General features: G+C 70.1%; 18 protein-coding genes. 8 read left to right on the top strand and 10 right to left on the bottom strand.

Annotation, left to right across the window (positions count from 1 at the left end; genetic code table 11):
* Nucleotides 1-44: 44 nt before the first annotated feature.
* Nucleotides 45-1,514, bottom strand: a complete 1,470-nt coding sequence (locus UW392_RS51715) for a CCA tRNA nucleotidyltransferase (protein WP_320782388.1) — start codon at nt 1,512-1,514, stop codon at nt 45-47.
* Between the two features lie 216 nt (nt 1,515-1,730).
* Between UW392_RS51715 and UW392_RS51710 the strand changes: the two genes are divergently transcribed.
* From UW392_RS51710 to trxA, 7 genes are all read left to right on the top strand, one after another.
* A complete protein-coding gene (locus tag UW392_RS51710; RefSeq protein ID WP_320782387.1) occupies nt 1,731-4,139 on the top strand; it encodes a DUF6049 family protein in 2,409 nt (802 codons plus the stop codon).
* Nucleotides 4,140-4,183: 44 nt separating this feature from the next.
* Nucleotides 4,184-6,820 (top strand): murein biosynthesis integral membrane protein MurJ, encoded by a 2,637-nt coding sequence (gene murJ / locus UW392_RS51705; RefSeq protein ID WP_320782386.1) that lies wholly within the window; start codon nt 4,184-4,186, stop codon nt 6,818-6,820.
* A gap of 137 nt (nt 6,821-6,957) precedes the next feature.
* The gene (locus tag UW392_RS51700) at nt 6,958-8,676 is read left to right on the top strand and encodes a protein kinase family protein (RefSeq protein ID WP_320782385.1); all 1,719 of its coding nucleotides are present in this window, start codon (nt 6,958-6,960) and stop codon (nt 8,674-8,676) included.
* A gap of 30 nt (nt 8,677-8,706) precedes the next feature.
* Nucleotides 8,707-9,429, top strand: a complete 723-nt coding sequence (gene sigM, locus UW392_RS51695) for an RNA polymerase sigma factor SigM (RefSeq protein ID WP_320782384.1) — start codon at nt 8,707-8,709, stop codon at nt 9,427-9,429.
* 17 nt (nt 9,430-9,446) lie between these two features.
* Nucleotides 9,447-10,451, top strand: a complete 1,005-nt coding sequence (locus UW392_RS51690) for a hypothetical protein (protein WP_320782390.1) — start codon at nt 9,447-9,449, stop codon at nt 10,449-10,451.
* Nucleotides 10,452-10,656: 205 nt separating this feature from the next.
* Nucleotides 10,657-11,625 carry a thioredoxin-disulfide reductase gene (gene trxB / locus UW392_RS51685; protein WP_320782383.1) on the top strand — a complete coding sequence of 323 codons (969 nt, stop codon included), beginning with the start codon at nt 10,657-10,659 and terminating at the stop codon, nt 11,623-11,625.
* A 42-nt stretch (nt 11,626-11,667) separates the two neighbouring features.
* On the top strand, nt 11,668-12,000 hold the full coding sequence (gene trxA / locus UW392_RS51680) for a thioredoxin (protein ID WP_320782382.1): 333 nt from the start codon (nt 11,668-11,670) through the stop codon (nt 11,998-12,000).
* A 135-nt stretch (nt 12,001-12,135) separates the two neighbouring features.
* On the opposite strand, the gene UW392_RS51675 is transcribed toward trxA, so the two are convergent.
* The 9 genes from UW392_RS51675 to rpmH all read right to left on the bottom strand — a co-directional run bounded on the left by UW392_RS51675 (nt 12,136) and on the right by rpmH (nt 19,121).
* On the bottom strand, nt 12,136-12,753 hold the full coding sequence (locus tag UW392_RS51675) for a GNAT family N-acetyltransferase (protein WP_320782381.1): 618 nt from the start codon (nt 12,751-12,753) through the stop codon (nt 12,136-12,138).
* A 328-nt stretch (nt 12,754-13,081) separates the two neighbouring features.
* Entirely contained in the window at nt 13,082-14,185 is a 1,104-nt protein-coding gene (locus UW392_RS51670; protein ID WP_320782380.1) for a ParB/RepB/Spo0J family partition protein, read from the bottom strand.
* Nucleotides 14,182-15,255, bottom strand: a complete 1,074-nt coding sequence (locus UW392_RS51665) for a ParA family protein (protein ID WP_320782389.1) — start codon at nt 15,253-15,255, stop codon at nt 14,182-14,184. Before UW392_RS51665 ends, UW392_RS51670 begins: the two co-directional genes overlap by 4 nt.
* 275 nt (nt 15,256-15,530) lie before the next feature.
* Complete coding sequence (gene rsmG, locus UW392_RS51660) at nt 15,531-16,250, bottom strand: 16S rRNA (guanine(527)-N(7))-methyltransferase RsmG (RefSeq protein WP_320782379.1); 720 nt, start codon at nt 16,248-16,250, stop codon at nt 15,531-15,533.
* Nucleotides 16,251-16,371: 121 nt separating this feature from the next.
* Nucleotides 16,372-16,884 carry a protein jag gene (locus tag UW392_RS51655; protein WP_320782378.1) on the bottom strand — a complete coding sequence of 171 codons (513 nt, stop codon included), beginning with the start codon at nt 16,882-16,884 and terminating at the stop codon, nt 16,372-16,374.
* A 15-nt stretch (nt 16,885-16,899) separates the two neighbouring features.
* Complete coding sequence (gene yidC / locus UW392_RS51650; RefSeq protein ID WP_320782377.1) at nt 16,900-18,216, bottom strand: membrane protein insertase YidC; 1,317 nt, start codon at nt 18,214-18,216, stop codon at nt 16,900-16,902.
* Between the two features lie 3 nt (nt 18,217-18,219).
* Nucleotides 18,220-18,594 (bottom strand): membrane protein insertion efficiency factor YidD, encoded by a 375-nt coding sequence (gene yidD, locus UW392_RS51645; protein WP_320782376.1) that lies wholly within the window; start codon nt 18,592-18,594, stop codon nt 18,220-18,222.
* Nucleotides 18,591-18,962 (bottom strand): ribonuclease P protein component, encoded by a 372-nt coding sequence (gene rnpA / locus UW392_RS51640; protein ID WP_320782375.1) that lies wholly within the window; start codon nt 18,960-18,962, stop codon nt 18,591-18,593. Before rnpA ends, yidD begins: the two co-directional genes overlap by 4 nt.
* Nucleotides 18,963-18,983: 21 nt before the next feature.
* Nucleotides 18,984-19,121: a 50S ribosomal protein L34 gene (gene rpmH / locus UW392_RS51635; RefSeq protein ID WP_003949374.1), complete on the bottom strand. Its 138-nt coding sequence runs from the start codon at nt 19,119-19,121 to the stop codon at nt 18,984-18,986.
* A 398-nt stretch (nt 19,122-19,519) separates the two neighbouring features.
* Here rpmH and dnaA point away from each other — a divergent pair.
* On the top strand, nt 19,520-20,965 hold a 1,446-nt coding region (dnaA, locus tag UW392_RS51630; protein ID WP_320782374.1), incomplete at its 3' end, for a chromosomal replication initiator protein DnaA.

The raw sequence follows: 20,965 nt of genomic DNA, 5'->3' as shown, positions 1-20,965 counted from the left end.
GGTCGTGTTTCACGTGAAACACGACCCCCGACGCATGTACGTGATCAGCTCTCCTGCGCGGCCCACCACTCGCGCAGCGCCGCCACCGCGGCCTCGCGATCCATCGGCCCGTTCTCCAGCCGCAGCTCCAGCAGGTGCTTGTACGCCTGGCCGACGGCGGGGCCGGGACCGATCCCGAGGATCTCCATGATCTGGTTGCCGTCGAGATCCGGGCGGATCGCGTCCAGCTCCTCCTGCTCCTGAAGTGTGGAGATCCGCTCCTCCAGCCCGTCGTACGCTCGCGAGAGCGCCGCAGCCTTGCGCTTGTTGCGCGTCGTGCAGTCGGACCGGGTCAGCTTGTGCAGACGGCCGAGCAGCGGGCCCGCGTCCCGCACGTACCGGCGGACCGCCGAGTCGGTCCACTCACCGGTGCCGTACCCGTGGAAGCGCAGGTGCAGCTCGACCAGCCGGGAGACGTCCCTGACCAGCTCGTTGGAGTACTTCAACGCCGTCATGCGCTTCTTCGTCATCTTCGCCCCGACCACCTCGTGGTGGTGGAAGGAGACGCGCCCGTCCTTCTCGAAGCGGCGGGTGCGGGGCTTGCCGATGTCGTGGAGCAGCGCGGCCAGCCGGAGCGTCAGGTCGGGCCCGTCCTCCTCCAGGGCCATCGCCTGTTCCAGCACGATCAGCGTGTGCTCGTAGACGTCCTTGTGGCTGTGGTGCTCGTCCCTCTCCAGCCGCAGCGCCGGCAGCTCGGGCAGGACGTACTCGGCCAGTCCGGTCTCCACCAGAAGCTTCAGACCCTTGCGCGGGTGCGCGGAGAGCAACAGCTTGTTCAGCTCGTCCCGGATCCGCTCCGCCGAGACGATCTCCAGCCGCCCGGCCATCTCCTTCATCGCCACGACGACCTCGGGAGCCACCTCGAAGTCGAGCTGCGCGGCGAACCGCGCGGCCCGCATCATCCGCAGCGGATCGTCGGAGAAGGACTCCTCGGGCGTCCCCGGCGTGCGCAGCACCCGCGCCGCGAGGTCGTCCAGTCCGCCGTGCGGGTCGACGAACTCCTTCCGCGGCAGGGCGACGGCCATCGCGTTCACCGTGAAGTCCCGCCGGACGAGGTCCTCCTCGATGGAGTCGCCGTACGACACCTCGGGCTTGCGCGAGGTGCGGTCGTACGCCTCCGACCGGTAGGTGGTCACCTCGATCTGCAGGGTCCGGTCCTCGTCGCCGACACGAGCCGCCTTCTGCGCCCCGACCGTGCCGAAGGCGATCCCGACCTCCCAGACGGCATCCGCCCACGGCCGGATGATCTTGAGTACGTCCTGCGGCCGGGCGTCTGTCGTGAAGTCCAGGTCATTGCCGAGCCGCCCCAGCAACGCGTCGCGTACCGAGCCGCCGACCAGGGCGAGAGAGAAGCCGGCCTCCTCGAATCGGCGGGCGAGGTCGTCGGCTACCGGCGAGACACGCAGCAGTTCGCTCACCGCACGGTGCTGCGCCTGGCTCAGGGCACTGGGGTTGACTTCATTGGCGTTCGGCACAACAGAAAAGGGTACGTGGCCCGCGCAGACGCCCGCGCACCCCTTGTCGCGACGCTCCCCTCTATAGGGGCATATACGCGGCGTCCCGATCTCGCGCCGGGTCCCTTCGGCCGATCTTGTGGCGCACTCCGCGGCACTTCCCCTCAGCGCGCATCGTTACCATGCGTGGACGCACAATCCGACGACCACTGACGACGACGAGGGACGGGCGAGCGCGTGGCCGAGGCGGCAGACTTCCAGGGGACCCATCCCTCACCTGCCCGCCGCTGGGTACGGCGCACTGTGGCACTGCTCGCCTCCGCACCGTTGCTGGCGGGCCTGGCACAGGTGCCGGCCTCCGGCGCGGCCCAGGCACAGACGCAGACCGGCGCCGCCACGGCGGCGGCCGCCTCGGACGGGGTGTCCGTGGCCGTCGACTCGCTCAGCCCCGCCGCCCCCACGGACGGCGACACGGTCACGGTGTCGGGCACGGTGACGAACAACGGCAAGCAGGCGGTCACGGACGCGCAGGTCGACCTGCGCGTCGGGCCGCAGCTCGACACCCGTTCCTCCATCGACGCCGTCGCCAGGAACAGCGACGACCCGCAGGGCTCGCTCGGTACGGCGGTGGACGACAAGTACACCGAGGAGTTCCCCAAGCTCACGCCCGGGGTCGCCGAGCACTTCACCCTGTCGGTGCCGGTCGACGCGCTGGACCTCGGCCAGGACGGCGTCTACCAGCTCGCGGTGGCGCTCTCCGGGCAGACGTCCGCGCAGCCCTGGGAGCAGATCCTGGGCGTGGAGCGCACCTTCCTGCCCTGGCAGCCCGACGAGGCCGGCACCAGGACGAAGACCACCTTCCTGTGGCCGCTGATCTCCACCTCCCACATGGCGGCGGAGACGGGTTCGAACGAGCAGCAGACGCCGGTCTTCCTCAACGAGGACCTCGCCAAGGAGATCTCCCCGGGCGGCCGCCTGAACCAGATGGTGACGCTCGGCAAGGACCTCGACGTCACCTGGGTGGTCGATCCCGACCTGCTGGCCTCCGTCGACGCGATGACGCGCACCTACGAGGTCCGGGGCGAGGACGGCACCACCACGGCCGGCAAGCACCAGGCGGTCGCCAAGCAGTGGCTGGCGGACCTGCAGAAGGCGGTGGCGGACAAGGAGGTCGTCGCACTGCCCTTCGCCGATCCCGACCTGGCCTCCCTCGCGCACAACGGCACCGACTTCACCGGCTCGCTGAGCCAGCTGAAGGAGGCGACCGACGTCGTCACCAACACGGTCGAGCCGATCCTCCACGTGAAACCGACCACGGACTTCGCCTGGCCGGTGGAGGGTGCCGTCGACCCCTCGATCGTCAAGGTCGCCACCTCCGCGGGCGCCGACAAGATCATCACCCGCAGCGACAGCCTGGAGGAGACCGGCGGCCTGTCGTACACGCCGTCCGCGGCCCGGCCGATCGGCGGCGGTACCACGGCGGTCGTCGCGGACGCCCGGCTCTCGACGGCGTTCGAGGGAGATCTGACCAAGGCGTCCACGTCGACGGCGGCCGTGCAGCAGTTCCTCGCCCAGAGCCTGTCGCTGGACCTGCAGACCGGCAAGCAGCGCAGCGTGGTCGTCGCACCGCAGCGGATGCCGACCGGCAGCCAGGCCCGTGCGATGGCCGAGGCCCTGACCGCACTGCAGGGCGGCGACTGGTCGGAGTCCCAGGACCTCGCCGACACCGCCTCGGCCAAGCCGGACCCCGGCGCCACGACGAAGGTGCCGTCGCGGTCCGCTTACCCCTCCTCCCTGCGCAAGCAGGAACTGCCGCACACCGTGTTCGAGCAGCTCGCCCGGACCCAGGACAAGATCGACCACTTCAAGGCCGTCCTGTCGGACCGCTCCCGCGTCGTGACGCCCTTCGGCCGGGCCATGAACCGGGGGATGTCCACGTCCTGGCGCGACCGCGCCGCCCAGGCGCAGACGTTCCGCAACGGCGTCGAGACCTACCTGGACGGGCTCACGGGCCAGGTACGGCTGATCGACAAGTCCGAGACGAAGCTCTCCGGCCGCAGCGCCACCATCCCGGTGACCGTCCAGAACAACCTGGTGCAGGACGCCGACCACCTGGTGCTGCGGCTCACCTCGACCAACCCGACGCGACTGGAGATCGGCGGCGACGCCTACCAGGAGCAGCCCGTGTCGGTCTCCGGCGGGCACAGCCAGTCGGTGAAGTTCACCACGTCCGCCAACGCCAACGGCCGGGCGACGGTCATCGCGCAGCTGTACACGGCGGACGGCCGCAAGTACGGCGAGCCGGTCACCTTCGACGTCAAGGTCACCGAGATCACCGCCACCGTGATGCTGGTCATCGGCGGCGGTGTCCTCCTCCTCGTCCTGGCCGGCTACCGCATGTACCAGCAGCGCAAGCGCGCCGCGGCCCGCGCCGCCGCCGAGGAGGAGCAGGACGGCGGCGAAACGGGCGCGGACGGCGCGGAGAGCGGTACCGGGGAGAACCCGGACGGCGCCGCCGACCGTCTCACGAAGGACTCCGGGACAGACTCCCGGACAGGCGACCCGGGGCAGCCGAGTGACCCGGGAGCGGACACCGCAGCGGAAAGCGCCGACCCGTCCGGGACGGGTGAGAGAGTGGACCGTTGAGATGTCGTGGCCGGTGGGCCGGGGACGATGAGGTGGGGTAAACCATGAACGCGCCGTACGACGGTGACCGTGGCCAGGCCGCGGGCAGCTCGGGTCACCCCGAGAGCCCGCCGCCCGAGCACGACCAGACGCCGTCGCAGCCGCCTGCGGACATGTACCTCCAGGACGCCTACGACCAGGACCCCTACCGGGCCCAGGACCTGTCCGCGCAGGACCCGGTCGACGAGGCGATGTACGACCGCGCCGCGCACCCCCCGCCGCCCCCGGGCACGTACCCGCCGCAGCAGCCGCTCTACGGCCGGCCGCCCCAGTCGCCGTACTCCCCGGACCCCCAGGTCTGGGCGGAGCCCCCGGCGCCCGAGCCGGAGGGCCCCACCCAGTACCTGCCGTACGGCGACGACCCCCGCACGACCCAGTTCGTGGGCGTGGACGACCTGGTCTCCCAGGCCGGTGAGCAGCGCCACGAGCCGGACGCCTTCGCCCATCTCTTCCGTGACCAGCAGCAGGGCGGCGGCCACCCGTCCTACACCGACGGCTCCACCGTCCCCGGCCCGTCCCCCGCACCGAACCGCCACCGGACGGACCGGCAGCAGCCGGATCGGAGCCAGTACCCCCAGCCCCAGGCGCCCGGCCCCTACGGCGCGGACCCGGCGGCGGCCGTCCAGAACCCGTACGGATCGGCTCCCGCACCCGGCCGGTACAGCGCCGCCGCCCCGGCGGGACAGCAGGCCGGCCAGAACACGTACGCCACCGACCCGGCGGCGGGACCGTCCCCGTACGGCTCGGACCCGGCGGCACAGCCCTCATATGGCTCCGACCAGGCAGCGGGACAGAGCCCGTACGGCGCGAACCCCGGGGCCGGACAGGGCCCGTACGGCGCGCAGCCGCAGGCCCCCGGCTCCTACGGAAACCCCGGGGACGCCCAGGAGCAGCACGCGTCGCCCCCGCCCGGCCAGTACCTGACCGCGCCCCCGCCGGCCGCCGAGACACCCTCGCAGGGGAGCGACGCGACCATGCCGCTCACGGCGGCGGCCGCACCGGCCAAGAAGGGCGGCCGCGCCGCCGGACTGCTGAAGTCGAGCGCCGTGATGGCGGCCGGCACGATGGTCTCCCGGCTCACCGGCTTCATCCGCTCCGCCTTGATCGTCTCCGCCCTCGGCGTCGGTCTCCTCGGCGACACCTTCCAGGTCGCCTACCAGCTGCCGACGATGATCTACATCCTCACCGTCGGGGGCGGTCTCAACTCCGTCTTCGTCCCGCAGCTCGTGCGGGCCATGAAGGAGGACGACGACGGCGGCGAGGCGTTCGCCAACCGTCTGCTGACGCTGGTGATGGTGGCGCTCGGCGCGCTCACCGTGCTGGCGATCCTCGGTGCGCCCCTCCTCATCCGGGCGCTGTCCGACCCGGTCGCCAGCGACCCGGCGGCCAACGAGGTCGGCATCACCTTCGTCCGCTACTTCCTGCCCTCGATCTTCTTCATGGGCGTCCACGTGGTGATGGGGCAGGTCCTCAACGCACGCGGCAAGTTCGGCGCGATGATGTGGACGCCGGTCCTGAACAACATCGTCATCATCGTGACGCTCGGGATGTTCATCTGGGTCTACGGCACCGCCGCCGACTCCGGCATGAAGGTCACCAGCATCCCGGAGGAGGGACAGCGCCTCCTCGGCGTCGGTATCCTCCTCGGCCTCGTCGTGCAGGCGCTGGCGATGATCCCCTACCTGCGCGAGACCGGCTTCCGGATGCGGCCGCGCTTCGACTGGAAGGGCCACGGCCTCGGCAAGGCGATCACCCTCGCCAAGTGGACCTTCCTCTTCGTCCTCGCCAACCAGGCCGGCGCGATCGTCGTCACCCAGCTGTCCACCGCCGCGGGCAAGTCCTCCCCGGTCGACGGCACCGGTTTCGCCGCCTACGCCAACGCCCAGCTGATCTGGGGTCTGCCGCAGGCGATCATCACGGTCTCCCTGATGGCCGCCCTGCTGCCGCGGCTCTCACGCTCGGCCGCCGAGGACGACGCCGGAGCGGTCCGCGACGACATCTCCCAGGGTCTGCGCACCACGGCCGTCGCCATCGTGCCGATCGCCTTCGGTTTCATCTCGCTCGGCATCCCGATGTGCACGCTGATCTTCGGCTCCTCGGGCGCCGGCGAAGCCACCAACATGGGCTACATGCTGATGGCCTTCGCCCTCGGCCTCATCCCGTACTCCGTGCAGTACGTCGTCCTGCGCGCGTTCTACGCCTACGAGGACACCCGGACGCCGTTCTACAACACGGTGATCGTGGCGGCCGTCAACGCCGGCGCCTCCGCGCTCTGCTACTTCCTGATCCCGCCGCGCTGGGCCGTCGTCGGCATGGCCGCCGCCTACGGCCTGGCCTACGCCATCGGCGTCGGCATCGCCTGGCGCCGGCTGCGCAAGCGGCTCGGCGGCGACCTCGACGGCGCCCGGGTGCTGCGGACCTACGCACGGCTGGCCATCGCCTCGGTGCCGGCCGCCCTGCTCAGCGGCGCCGCCTGCTACGGCATCGCCCACGCGCTCGGCCAGGGCGTCGCGGGTTCCCTCGCGGCCCTCCTGGCCGGTGGAGTCATCCTGCTCGGAATCTTCTACGTCGCGGCCCGCCGCATGCGCATCGAGGAGCTGAACTCGATGGTCGGTATGGTCCGCGGACGCCTGGGACGCTGAGACGGGGGGTAGGCGCACAACCATCGTCCGTCGCCGCGTGTCGTGCATAGCGGCGGACTGTGGGCACAATTGGTTTCGGCGTCGGACGGCGCGCGACGGGTGTCCGGCGCGCAACGAATGGGGAGGCAGGAACGACGGTGGCGGAACGGAGCACAGCTGCCGTCGACGTGGCGGACAACAGCGGCGACAAGCGGCTGACCGCGGAGGCGGAAGACCAGTCCACGGCCGACGGGGTGGCCAACAACCGGGAGCGGGACACGGACAGCGACGAGGCACAGGCGGGCGCCGGCACCGAGGGTTCCGGGAAGGCCTCGCCTCCCGAACTGCACAGCGGTCACAAGCTCGCCAGACGGTACCGCCTCGAAGAATGCGTCACCCGTCTGGACGGATTCAGCAGTTGGCGGGCGGTGGACGAGAAACTGCGCCGCGCCGTCGGCGTGCACGTCCTGCCGGCGGAACACGCCCGAGCCCGGTCCGTGCTGGCCGCGGCACGCTCCTCCGCGCTGCTCGGCGACCCCCGCTTCGTCCAGGTCCTGGACGCCGTCGAGGACAACGACCTCGTCTACGTCGTCCACGAGTGGCTCCCCGACGCCACCGAACTCACCGCGCTGCTGGCCGCCGGTCCGCTGGAGGTGTACGACGCCTACCAGATGGTCACCCAGGTCGCCTCCGCCATGGCCGCCGCCCACCGTGAGGGCCTCTCCCACCTGCGGCTCAACCCCAACGCCGTGCTCCGCACGTCGACGGGGCAGTGGCGCATCCGCGGCCTCGCCGTCAACGCGGCCCTGCGCGGCATCACCTCCGACACCCCGCAGCGCACCGACACCGAGGCCATCGGCGCCCTGCTGTACGCCTCGCTCACCCAGCGCTGGCCCTACGAGGACGACGCCCACGGGCTGTCCGGCCTGCCCAAGGACCTCGGCCTGATCCCCCCCGACCAGGTGCGCGCCGGAGTCCACCGTGGGCTGTCGGAGCTGTCCATGCGCGCGCTCGCCAACGACGGCGCCACCGCCTCCCGCCACGAGTCGGCGTGCACCACGCCGGAGGAGCTGGTGAAGGCGATCGGCGAGATGCCCCGCATCCGCCCGCCGGAGCCGGCGTTCACCACCCCGCCCGACTACCAGCGCACCGCCTACCAGCAGGGCTCCTACGGCCGCCCCGCGCCGCACCTCGGCGCCACGCAGCCCGTACCGGCCCCGCCGCCCCCGCTGCAGAGCCGTACCGGCAAGGCCCTCAAGTGGGGCGTCTCGGCCCTGCTCATCGCGGCCCTCGGCCTCGGCAGCTGGCAGCTGGCGGACACCCTGATGAACCGGGGCGGCAAGTCCGACGACCAGAACCAGACGCAGACGACCGACGAGAACGACAAGAACGAGGAGAAGAAGCCCGCCAAGCCGATCACCATCGAGGCGGCCCAGGAGTACGTCGCCAGCGGTGAGGCCCAGGCTCCGGGCGACGTCGGCAACACCTACGACGGCGACAGCAGCACGTACTGGCGGACCAATCGCTACAACGCCGGCCCGACGCTCGCCCCGTACAAGCCCGGTGTGGGCATCGTCTACGACCTCGGTTCCTCCCAGGAGGTCTCGACCGCCTCGATAGGGCTCCGGTACACCGGCGACCACACCACCGTGCACCTCTACGCCGCGGACGCGCTGTCGCCCTCCACCGGGGTCGACGGCATGAAGGAGATCGGAGAGGCCACCGGCAGCGGAACCTCCCTGAGCATCAAGGCGTCCAAGTCGGTCAAGACGCAGTACGTACTGCTGTGGATCACCGCCGTGCCCAACGCTCCCTCGGACGGCTACAGCAGCGCCGGCTACAAGCAGGCCGTCACGAACGTGACCTTCAAGGGCTGACAGCGACCGGACACAGGGGAGGGGGGTCCGATGGCGGATGGCACCGAGTACGGCGGCACGAGCGATCAGGACCTCCTCGCCCGGCATGTGAAGGGCGATCCCGACGCCTTCGGTGAGCTCGTCCGCCGGCATCGCGACCGGCTCTGGGCCGTCGCCCTGCGTACCCTGGGGGACCGCGAGGAGGCGGCCGACGCCGTCCAGGACGCCCTCGTCTCCGCGTACCGCGCAGCCCACACCTTCCGCGGCCAGTCCGCCGTCACGACCTGGCTGCACCGCATCACGGTCAACGCCTGTCTGGACCGCGCCCGCAAAGCCGCCTCCCGCAAGACCGCCCCGGTCGACGACACCGAACGCCTTGAGCAGCTGCTGGAGCCGCACGAGTCGGCCTCCGCCCCCGCCGAACGCAACGACCTGCACCGGCAGCTCGTGGAGGCCCTCGGCACCCTGCCGCCGGACCAGCGGGCGGCCCTCGTCCTGGTCGACATGCAGGGATACCCCGTCGCCGAGGCCGCCCGCGTCCTCGACGTGCCGACCGGCACCGTGAAGAGCCGCTGTGCCCGCGGCAGAGCGAGACTCCTGCCGTTGCTCACCCATCTGCGTCCGGACGGCAGCGGCGACGACGGACCGGGCGCGCGACGGAACCGGACGCAGGGGACGTCCGTCCCACCCGCAGCGGGCCCGCGCGAAGCGGACCCGACCGAGGCAGGGCCGAGTGATTCAGCCGCAGTGAAGGGCGGAGGTGGACGAGCGTGACGTCGTCGACGACAGACATGGCCCGGCACCCGGACGTCACGGAGATCTCCGACCTCGCCGAGGGTCTGCTCCCCCCGTCGCAGACCACGGACGTACGGCGGCACCTGGACGCCTGCGAGCTGTGTGCGGACGTCTACGCGTCCCTGGAGGAGATCCGAGGGCTGCTCGGCACCCTGCCCGGACCACCGCGCATGCCTGACGACGTGGTCGGCCGCATCGACGCCGCCCTCGCCGCGGAGGCCCTGCTGAGCGCCACGGCACCCGACACGACCGCCACGGCACCCTCCCCGACCACCGCGGCTCCCGAAGCGCCCCACACGGCCACGAGCGGGAAGACACACTCCCTCGAAGAGCCGGTCCCGGCCGTCGAGCCGGACACGGTCAGCGTCGGTGCCACCGCAGCGGCGCCCCCGCACGACGGCGACCGCGCCCGTGTTTCACGTGAAACATCGTCACCGGCGGTCCGTCCCGCGGGCCACGCGCCCTCCACCACCAGTGGGCCGGGACGCAAGAAGCGGGCCCGGAGCGGACGCCGCAGGGTCGCCGCCCTCGGTGCCGTGTTCGCGGTGGCCGCCCTCGGGCTCGGCACCGCGATCGTCACCTCCGTCAACGGCGGCGACTCACCCGGAGACCCCGGACAGGAATCCGCCCTCGCCGACACCTTCTCCGAGGAGAAGCTGGAGAACCGGGTCTCCGATCTCCTGTCCGACGACGCCCCGCCGAGCAGCGGTGAGGCGTCGACGGCCCAGAGCCTCAGCGCGGAGTCCGAGGACGACCCCGGTAACCGCGTCTTCGTCCAGCCCACCGTGCCGTCCTGCGTCCGTGAGGGCATCGGTCGCGACGACGCCGCGCTCGCCACCGAGGAAGGCGTCTACCAGGGCCACGAGGTCCTGCTGGTGGTACTCCCGGACCGCGCCGACACCACTCGTGTCGCCGCCTACCTCGTGGAGACAGCCTGTGTGACGCAGCCCTCCCTGGGCGCGGGCGACGTGCTGCTGAAGGACTCCTACCCCCGCTCCTGAGCGCTGACGTGCGGATCGTGCTCCCTGCCGCCGTCTCGGCCCGCCACGCATCCGCGCAGGCCCGGCGGGCCGTCGCCGTGTGCCCGGACACAGCGGGAATGCACGCCCCGTAGGATCCGTTGGGTGGGGTGAGAGCTCTGAGAAACGCTTTCACCGGTCACGAAGACGCAGTCCGAAGACCCTGTCAGAGACGAGGAACCAAGCCGTGAGCGACGTCCGTAACGTGATCATCATCGGCTCCGGGCCCGCAGGCTACACAGCGGCGCTCTACACCGCGCGCGCGTCGCTGAAGCCGTTGGTGTTCGAGGGCGCCGTCACCGCCGGCGGCGCGCTCATGAACACCACCGAGGTCGAGAACTTCCCCGGCTTCCAGGACGGCATCATGGGCCCCGAGCTCATGGACAACATGCGCGCCCAGGCCGAGCGCTTCGGTGCGGAGCTCATCCCCGACGACATCGTGTCCGTCGACCTGACCGGTGAGATCAAGACCGTCACGGACACGGCCGGCACGGTCCACCGGGCCAAGGCCGTCATCGTCACCACCGGCTCGCAGCACCGCAAGCTGGGCCTGCCCAACGAGGACGCGCTCTCCGGCCGCGGTGTCTCCTGGTGCGCCACCTGCGACGGCTTCTTCTTCAAGGACCAGGACATCGCCGTGATCGGCGGCGGCGACACCGCGATGGAGGAGGCCACCTTCCTCTCGCGCTTCGCCAAGTCCGTGACGATCGTCCACCGGCGTGACACCCTGCGCGCCTCGAAGGCCATGCAGGAGCGTGCCTTCGCCGACCCGAAGATTTCGTTCGTCTGGGACAGCGAGGTCGCCGAGATCCAGGGCGACCCGAAGCTGTCGGGTCTGAAGCTGCGGAACCTGAAGACGGGCGAGCTGTCCGACCTGGCCGTGACCGGTCTCTTCATCGCGATCGGCCACGACCCGCGCACCGAGCTCTTCACGGGCCAGCTCGACCTGGACGCGGAGGGCTACCTCAAGGTCGACGCCCCCTCGACCCGGACCAACGTGACGGGCGTCTTCGGCGCCGGTGACGTGGTCGACCACACCTACCGCCAGGCGATCACCGCGGCCGGTACCGGCTGCTCCGCCGCTCTCGACGCCGAGCGTTTCCTCGCCGCCCTGTCCGACGAGGACAAGGCCGAGCCCGAGAAGACCACTGTCTGAACCCCCATCCGCCCCACGCACCAACCAGTTAAGGAGCCCGCAGTGGCCGGCACCCTGAAGCAAGTGACCGACGCTTCCTTCGAAGAGGACGTCCTCAAGAACGACAAGCCCGTCCTGGTGGACTTCTGGGCCGCCTGGTGCGGTCCGTGCCGCCAGATCGCGCCGTCCCTTGAGGCGATCGCCGCCGAGCACGGCGACAAGATCGAGATCGTCAAGCTGAACATCGACGAGAACCCGGAGACGGCCGCCAAGTACGGCGTCATGTCGATCCCCACCCTGAACGTCTACCGGGGCGGCGAGGTGGCCAAGACGATCGTCGGCGCCAAGCCGAAGGCCGCGATCGTGCGCGACCTTGAGGACTTCATCGCCGAGTGACGCGACGCTCCGCGTGGCGAGGTTTCACGGGGCGATGTTTCACGTGAAACACGAATGGGCCAACCCCTCGGGGTTGGCCCATTCAGTTGACCAGATCAGTCGGCCCGATCAGTCGCCCCGATCAGTCGGCCCGCTTCACAGCGGCCTGAGCGCCGGCTCCTTCTGCACCGCACCGAGCAGCCGGTCGAGTGCCATCTCCACGTCCTCCTTCCAGGACAGCGTGGAGCGCAGCTCCAGCCGGAGACGAGGCTGGCTGGGATGGGGCCGCACGGTCTTGAAGCCCACGGCGAGCAGATGGTCGGCCGGCAGCACACACGAGGGCTCTTTCCAGCGGGCGTCCCCGAACGCCTCGATCGCTTTGAAGCCCCGACGCAGCAGATCCTTGGCCACCGTCTGGACCATCACGCGGCCCAGCCCCTGCCCCTGGTAGCCCGGCACGATGAAGGCCGTCATCAGTTGCACCGCGTCGGACGAGACGGGGCTCGTGGGGAACGCCGTGGAGCGGGGTACGTAGGCGGGCGGAGCGTAGAGGACGAAGCCCACCGGTACGTCGTCGACGTAGACGACGCGGCCGCAGGATCCCCAGTCCAGCAGGACGGCGGAGATCCAGGACTCCTTCTCCAAGGCGGACGTGCCGCCCTTTACCGCGGCCTCCCCGCTGACGGGGTCGAGTTCCCAGAAGACACATGAGCGACAGCGCTGGGGAACGTCTTCGAGGTTGTCCAGCGTGAGCGGTACGAGCCGACGCCCCATGGAGGCTGTTCCTCGCTTTCCTCGCCCTTCGCGTCCAGGGCGGCCGTCAGAGCACTCCGCTCCCTGAGCAGACTGCCGATGAACCCCCCGATCGCTCCCAGCCCCAGACCCGCGCTCACCAAACCGGTGCGGCTCATCGTTCGCATGGCTCTGCCTCGCTCTCAGAGGTACCGCCAGGTGAATGCGCCATACCTGATCGCATCGTATCCACGAAGCGATTGCCCCGATACCGGTTGAAAGCAAAGAGCGGGCCGCGTTCCGGCACACACCGGACACGGCCCGCTCTGGCGCCGGGCGGAGCACCCAGGGGCGCTCCGCCCGCAAGGGCTCAGGAATCGCCCTCTTCCGGCTCGTCGTCGACGATGCTCCGCTGCAGCACGGGACCCTCACCCGGGGCCAGCGTGTCGAGGATCCGCCCCAGGTCGTCCATGGAGGCGAACTCGACCGTGATCTTGCCCTTCTCCCGTCCGAGGTCCACCTTCACTCGCGTCTCGAAGCGGTCCGAGAGCCGCGTCGCCAGGTCCGACAGCGCCGGGGAGACCCGGGCGCCGGCCCGCGGCCCCTTGGCCCGGGGAGCCTTCTGCGGCCGGGACCCCATCAGGGTCACGATCTCCTCGACGGCCCGCACCGAGAGCCCCTCGGCGACGATCCGGTGCGCCAGCCGGTCCTGCTCCTCGGAGTCCTCCACCGAGAGCAGCGCCCGCGCATGGCCTGCGGACAGGACACCCGCCGCCACCCGCTTCTGGACCGCCGACGAGAGCTTCAGCAGCCGGAGCGTGTTGGAGACCTGCGGACGGGAACGACCGATGCGATCCGCCAGCTGGTCGTGCGTGCAGTTGAAGTCCTTCAGCAGCTGGTCGTAGGCGGCGGCCTCTTCCAGCGGGTTCAGCTGCGCACGGTGCAGGTTCTCCAGCAGCGCGTCCAGGAGGAGCTTGTCGTCGTCCGTGGCCCGCACGATCGCGGGGATGGCCTCCAGCCCGGCCTCACGGGTCGCCCGCCAGCGCCGCTCACCCATGATGAGCTCGTACTGCTCGGGGGCGAGCTGCCGCACGACGACCGGCTGGAGGAGACCGACCTCCTTGATGGAGGTGACCAGTTCGGCGAGTGCGTCCTCGTCGAAGATCTCACGCGGCTGCCGCGGGTTCGGCTTGATGTGGTCCAGCGGAATCTCGGCGAAGTGCGCACCCATGGGAGCCATGGGCATCTCCACCGTGCCGGACTCCGTCGGCTCCTCCTCTGTTTCACGTGAAACAGGAGCCAGCGTGGCCAGCTTCGCCGCCGCCACACCACGGTCTGTCGACAGTCCGGGAACGGTCGTGGGGGACGCGGGAGCAGCACCACCCAGGGCGGCCGTCGCCACCGACTTCTCCGTTGAGGCAGGAGGGATCAGCGCAGCCAAGCCGCGACCCAACCCCCTCCGTCGCTCGTTCACTGGATCCCCTCCACCATGCTCGGATCGTTCTGGGCACCGATATGGGCGTGCGTCGCGTCGTAGCTGACGCCCGCGCCTCTCAGTGCGATCTCTCGTGCCGCCTCAAGGTAGGACAGGGCACCGCTCGATCCAGGATCGTAGGTCAGCACCGTCTGCCCGTAGCTCGGCGCCTCGGAGATGCGGACCGAGCGAGGAATGCTCGTCCGCAGCACCTCCTCACCGAAGTGGCTGCGCACCTCGTCGGCGACCTGGGACGCGAGGCGCGTCCGGCCGTCGTACATCGTGAGCAGGATGGTCGACACATGGAGAGCGGGGTTGAGGTGTCCCCGTACCAGGTCGACGTTGCGCAGCAACTGCCCGAGACCCTCCAGCGCGTAGTACTCGCACTGGATCGGGATCAGCACCTCTTGGCCGGCGACGAGCGCGTTCACCGTCAGCAGGCCGAGGGAGGGCGGGCAGTCGATCAGGATGTAGTCCAGAGGCTGTTCGTACGCCTGGATGGCACGCTCCAGACGGCTCTCACGCGCCACCAGGGACACCAACTCGATCTCCGCACCGGCGAGATCGATCGTGGCCGGGGCACAGAACAGTCCCTCGACGTCCGGCACGGGCTGGACGACTTCGGAGAGCGGCTTGCTCTCCACCAACACGTCATAGATGGACGGGACGTCGGCGTGATGGTCGATGCCCAGCGCGGTGGAGGCATTGCCCTGGGGGTCGAGGTCGACCACCAGGACGCGGCCACCGTGCAGAGCCAGGGAGGCGGCAAGGTTGACGGTCGTCGTCGTCTTGCCCACGCCACCCTTCTGGTTGGCGACCACGATGACGCGGGTCTGCTCGGGCCGTGGCAGGCCCTCGCCTGCGCGTCCCATTGCCTCTACCGCTTGTTGGGCCGCGCGACCGATCGGAGTGTCGTCCATCGGCGGCGGTGTTTCACGTGAAACATCCGCCCCCATCGACTCGGTACGGGGACCGGGGACCGGATCGGTCATCGGGCCCGCGATATTGGCGTCGGACCGCAAGGATTCACTCTCCTCGACTTCAGGCTCGCAATGAACAGAGCCTCCCATGCCATCGGGGTCATGAACCAGTGAGGCCTGCTCTTCTGTGGAGAAATGCACCTCTGTGGACAACTCCGTGCCCCTCCCGAGGGACGGGTTCTCCCTGGGTGACGGGTTTCCCTGAGAGGGCGGTCCTTCACGGAGCGATCCGAGAGGCTTGCGGTCGCGGGGTTCGGCCGCGGCGCGGCCGCGACTGATGATGCCGTGCAGCAGTGAGCGACGTTTCACGTGAAACACGATGCACAGCGGCCGAAGCCGAACCGTCCCGACACTCCGGCACGGCGCTATCCGCGACGCCGACGCGCCCGTCCGGTGCGAGCAGCCTTGGCCCGTTTGGCCGCGAACCGCACACCGCCCGGACTCTCCCCGACCTCGACCCGCACCACGGTGGACCGCGGCTCCACGATGCCCTCGCCGACGTGCAGGATCGACGTCTCCACGGCGCCCAGCTTGCTCAGCGCCGTGCCCGCGCTCTTCAGCTCCTCCTCGGCCGTGTCGCCCTTGAGGGCGAGCATCTCGCCGTACGGCCGCAGCAGAGGGACGCCCCAGGTGGCCAGCCGGTCCAGCGGCGCCACGGCACGGGCGGTCACCACATGCACCGGAGGAAGCTTCCCCAGGACCTCCTCGGCCCGGCCGCGCACGACCGTGACATGGTCCAGGCCCAGCAGCTCCACGACCTCGGTCAGGAAGTTGGTCCGCCGCAGCAGGGGCTCCAGCAGGGTGATCTTCAGGTCGTCCCGGACGAGCGCCAGGGGGATACCGGGCAGACCGGCGCCCGAACCGACATCGCACACCGTCACCCCCGTCGGCACGACCTCGGAGAGCACCGCGCAGTTCAGCAGGTGCCGCTCCCACAGCCGGGGTACCTCGCGTGGACCGATCAGGCCACGCTGCACACCCGCCTCAGCGAGCAGCTCCGCGTAGCGCACCGCGTCCGCGTAGCGATCGCCGAACACCTCACGGGCTTGCTCGGGCGCGGGGGGAAGCTCCGCTGCCTCCGTCACGGGGGACCGTCCTTCCGTACCGCGTCGGCGCTTCCCGCGCCGACACCACCAGAACTATTCAGGCTGACAAAGTTCGGCCCCGCCTGCGCAACAGACGGGGCCGGGAGAACGCGGAAGCCGATCAGGCGGGCAGCACGACGACGAACCGCTGCGGCTCCTCGCCCTCGGACTCGCTGCGCAGCCCCGCGGCCTTGACCGCGTCGTGCACGACCTTGCGCTCGAACGGGGTCATCGGGTTCATCCGCACGGGCTCGCCACTGCTCTTGGCCTCGGCGGCGGCCTTGGCGCCCAGCTCGGAGAGCTCGGTGCGCTTCCGGGCCCGGTAGCCGCCGATGTCCAGCATCAGCCGGCTGCGGTCACCGGTTTCCCGGTGCACGGCCAGGCGGGTGAGCTCCTGGAGAGCCTCCAGCACCTCGCCGTCCCGGCCGACCAGCTTCTGCAGGTCACGGCCGCTCGTGTCGCTGATGATCGAAACAGAGGCACGGTCGGCCTCGACGTCCATGTCGATGTCGCCGTCGAGGTCGGCGATGTCGAGCAGACCTTCCAGGTAGTCCGCCGCGATCTCACCCTCCTGCTCCAGGCGGGTCAGGGTGTCTGCGCCCTCGGCAGCGGCGGAGGTGGTGCCTTCCGTCACGGGATGGACTCCTTCTTACTTCTTCGACGGGGACTTGGGCCGCTGCGGTCCCTTGCGCTGCCCGGACTGGGCCTTGCTGCGGGAACCGGAGCCGGTCTTCTGCTGCGCGGCCTTCTTGGCGGCGGGCTTGGCGTCCTGGGGCTGGTCGGACTTGCTCAGCGACGGGGACGACGACTTCGGCTTCGCCTCATCGGTGGAGTCCGTCGGCTCGGCGGACGACTCCCCGGTCTCTCCGGCCGCCTTCGTGGTGCCGGACTGCCGCTGGGACTTCGACTGCCGCTTGGGCTGCTGCCGCTTGGGGACGGCGGTGGCCGTCGTACCGTCCTCGGACTCGATCGCGGTCTCGCTCTTGGCGACCGTGCCGTCGGCCTGGGCCGCCAGGCCGGCCTTGCTGAGGCCGTTGATGAACTTGCGCTCGAACTCGTTGCGGTCCCGGCCCTTGGCGACGATCGCCTTGACGATGGCCCGCTCGCTGCGGCGGCCGACCTTGTCATGCTGCGTGACGTGCTTGAGCAGGCGGTCCAGGTAGGCCGACTGGGCCTTGGAACCCGGCGTCGGGTTGTTCCGGATCACGTACATCTGCTGGCCCATGGTCCACACGTTGGTGGTCAGCCAGTAGACGAGGACACCGACCGGGAAGTTGATGCCGAAGACGGCGAACATGACCGGGAAGACGTACATCAGCATCTTCTGCTGCTGCATGAACGGCGTCTTCACCGTGGTGTCGACGTTCTTCGTCATCAGCTGGCGCTGGGTGAAGAACTGCGACGCCGACATCAGGATGATCATGATGGCGGTGACGACCCGCACGTCCGTGATGGACGAGCCGAGGGACTCCACCTTGGACGCGCCGTCGGTGAACTTCGCCGCGAGCGGCGCACCGAAGATGTGTGCCTTCTGGGCACTCTCCAGCAGCCGCTCGTTGATCACGCCGATGGTGTCACCGGTCGCGATGCCGTTGAGCACGTGGTACAGGGCGAAGAAGAACGGGGACTGCGCCAGGATGGGAAGGCACGAGGAGAGCGGGTTGGTACCCGTCTCCTTGTACAGCTTCATCATCTCTTCGGACTGACGCTGCTTGTCGTTCTTGTAGCGCTCCTGGATCTTCTTCATCTCGGGCTGGAGCGTCTGCATGGCCCGGGTCGACTTGATCTGCTTGACGAAGAGCGGGATCAGACAGATCCGGATCAGGACCACCAGGGACACGATGGACAGGCCCCAGGCCCATCCGGTGTCAGGGCCGAAGATGGCGCCGTACACGCTGTGGAACTGGACGATGACCCAGGAGACAGGTGTCGTGATGAAGCTGAAAAGGCTGGCAATCGTGTCCACTAATCATGCTCCTTGGGCATGGGACTGGGTCTCTGCGGCCGGGCTCGAAGGACCGGACTGACTCGTGGGAGAAGCCTGTCCTTCGGTGGCCGGTTCGGCGGCGGAGGGCCCGCCCTTGCGTACGCGCCAGGCGTTCCGCAGCATCTCGTGCCACCGCGGACGCTTCCGCGGCGGCACATGGTCCACGCCGCCCAGCGACCACGGATTGCACCGCAGGATGCGCCAGGCGGTGAGCGCCGTTCCCTTGACGGCACCGTGCCGGTCGATGGCCGTGTAGCCGTAGTGGGAGCACGACGGGTAGTACTTGCAGACCGGCCCGAGCAGCGGACTGATCGTCCACTGGTACAGCTTGATCAGAGCCAGCAGCGGGTACTTCATCGCGCGCCCCCTCCCAGTAGCCGCTGTAGGGCGGCGTCCAGGTCTTGGGCCAGCTGTGCATGGTCGGCGTCACCCGCACCGGGCAGCGCTCGTACGACTACCAGGCTACCGGGGGGGAACAGATCGACCCGGTCGCGCATCAGATGGCGAAGCCTGCGCTTCACCGTGTTGCGCACGACCGCGCCTCCTACGGCTTTGCTGACGACGAAACCCGCACGCGTCGGGGGAGCGCTCTCCCCAGGCGCGTGCGGGTCCGTTGCACCGCTACAAAAATGGACGACGAGGGACGGGCGGCCTGCCCGGCGCCCCCGTCGTACCGCGGTCGCGAAATCCTCGCGCCGCCTCAGCCGGTTCTCGGTGGGCAGCACGACGTCATGACCTGATCGGGATCAGGCGGACAGACGGGCGCGACCCTTGCCACGGCGGGACGCGAGAATCGCGCGGCCGGCACGGGTCCGCATACGCAGTCGGAAGCCGTGGGTCTTCGCGCGACGACGGTTGTTCGGCTGGAAGGTGCGCTTGCTCACTCGGGGGCTCCAGAAAGAATCGAAGGTGGCGGGGTGCCGTCCTGGCTGTCACCGTGCGCCCACGAGTAGCTCGCGTTACGCCCGTGTGCACCGCTTTCCGATCACCTGAAGCGATCTGTGCCCATCGGAGGCAGGCGGCAGCAGCCATCGACAACTCGACCTCGTTACGGTACGTGGGGCTGCGCCATTCGGTCAAACCAACGGTCGCCGGGAGACACTTGTCCACAGGCTGGGGACAACAACTTGAACCCTACCGGCCACGCTGACTACCGTGGCCGGACTCCGATTCGTTCCCTTCTCCCCGGCCCTTCTGTTTCGTTCCCGCCCCGTCCACACCAGATCGAACCGACCCGCCCCTCGGATCACACCTTCGAGGGACACATGAGAGAGCGTGCCCTGTGGCTGACGTACCTGCCGATCTTGCCGCAGTGTGGCCACGCGTACTGGAGCAGCTCCTCGGGGAAGGCCGCGGCCAGGGTGTCGAGTCGAAGGACGAGCACTGGATCCGGCGCTGCCAGCCCCTCGCCCTGGTCGCCGACACCGCCCTGCTCGCCGTGCCGAACGAATTTGCGAAGGGCGTACTGGAGGGCCGGCTCGCACCCGTCGTCAGCGAGACGCTGAGCCGGGAGTGCGGCCGCCCGATCCGTATCGCGATCACCGTCGACGACTCGGCCGGCGAACCCCCCGCGCCGCCCGCACGCCCCCAGCCGCGCTACGAGGAGCCCGAGCTCCCGCCGGCCGGCCAGCAGGGCCGCGACGGACGTGACGCACGCGACACCCGCGACACCAGGGACGGCCGCGACAGCAGGGACGGCCGGGACAACAGGGACGCCCGCGACAGCCGGGACACCCGCGACGACTACGACGCCTACGGCCGCCACCGCGCCGACCAGCTCCCCACGGCCCGCCCCGCCTACCCCTCGGAGTACCAGCGTCCCGAGCCCGGCTCCTGGCCGCGCCCCTCGCAGCAGGACGACTACGGCTGGCAGCAGCAGCGCCTCGGCTTCCCCGAGCGCGACCCGTACGCCTCCCCGCCGGAACCCTCCTACGGCCAGCCCCAGCAGGACGGCCCCTACGGCAAGCCCGCCAAGGACTACGCCCAGGACGCGTACCAGAAGAGCCCGTACACGGACGGCTACCAGCAGGACTACCGCCCGCAGTCGCCCGAGCGCCCCCCGTACGACCAGGACCGCCCTCCCTACGACCAGGACCGGTCGCCGTACGACACCGAGCGTCCGTCCTACGACTCCGAGCGGCCCCCTTACGACCAGGAGCGGCCGCCGTACGACGGTCAGCGCCCCGACTACGAACCGTCGCGCGGCGACTACGACCAGCGCGGCGCCCGGCGCGAACCCCCCGAGCCGCCGGCCGGCTCCGGCCACGTCCACCGTGGCGGACCCGTCGGCCCCGGCCCCGCCACGGGCGCTCCCGGGCCGCTGGCCGCCCAGCCCGCGCCCGCGACGGGCCCCGGCGAGCCGACCGCCCGGCTCAACCCCAAGTACCTCTTCGACACCTTCGTCATCGGCGCCTCCAACCGCTTCGCGCACGCCGCGGCGGTCGCCGTCGCCGAGGCGCCGGCCAAGGCGTACAACCCGCTCTTCATCTACGGGGAGTCCGGGCTCGGCAAGACGCACCTGCTGCACGCCATCGGGCACTACGCGCGGAGCCTCTACCCCGGCACGCGCGTGCGGTACGTCAGCTCGGAGGAGTTCACCAACGAGTTCATCAACTCCATCCGCGACGGCAAGGGCGACAGCTTCCGCAAGCGGTACCGGGAGATGGACATCCTGCTCGTCGACGACATCCAGTTCCTCGCGGACAAGGAGTCGACGCAGGAGGAGTTC

Source organism: Streptomyces sp. CRN 30 (genome assembly GCF_034105845.1).
The sequence above is the reverse complement of the archived record's forward strand: the minus strand, read 5'-3'. Positions and strand labels throughout refer to the sequence as shown.

Excerpts from the sequence above, each read along its gene's own strand:
- UW392_RS51690 (WP_320782390.1), top strand. The coding sequence starts at position 9,447 with ATGGCCCGGCACCCGGACGTCACGGAGATCTCCGACCTCGCCGAGGGT.
- sigM (WP_320782384.1), top strand. The coding sequence starts at position 8,707 with ATGGCGGATGGCACCGAGTACGGCGGCACGAGCGATCAGGACCTCCTC.
- yidD (WP_320782376.1), bottom strand. The coding sequence starts at position 18,594 with ATGAAGTACCCGCTGCTGGCTCTGATCAAGCTGTACCAGTGGACGATC.
- murJ (WP_320782386.1), top strand. The coding sequence starts at position 4,184 with ATGAACGCGCCGTACGACGGTGACCGTGGCCAGGCCGCGGGCAGCTCG.
- UW392_RS51675 (WP_320782381.1), bottom strand. The coding sequence starts at position 12,753 with ATGGGGCGTCGGCTCGTACCGCTCACGCTGGACAACCTCGAAGACGTT.
- UW392_RS51665 (WP_320782389.1), bottom strand. The coding sequence starts at position 15,255 with ATGGGAGGCTCTGTTCATTGCGAGCCTGAAGTCGAGGAGAGTGAATCC.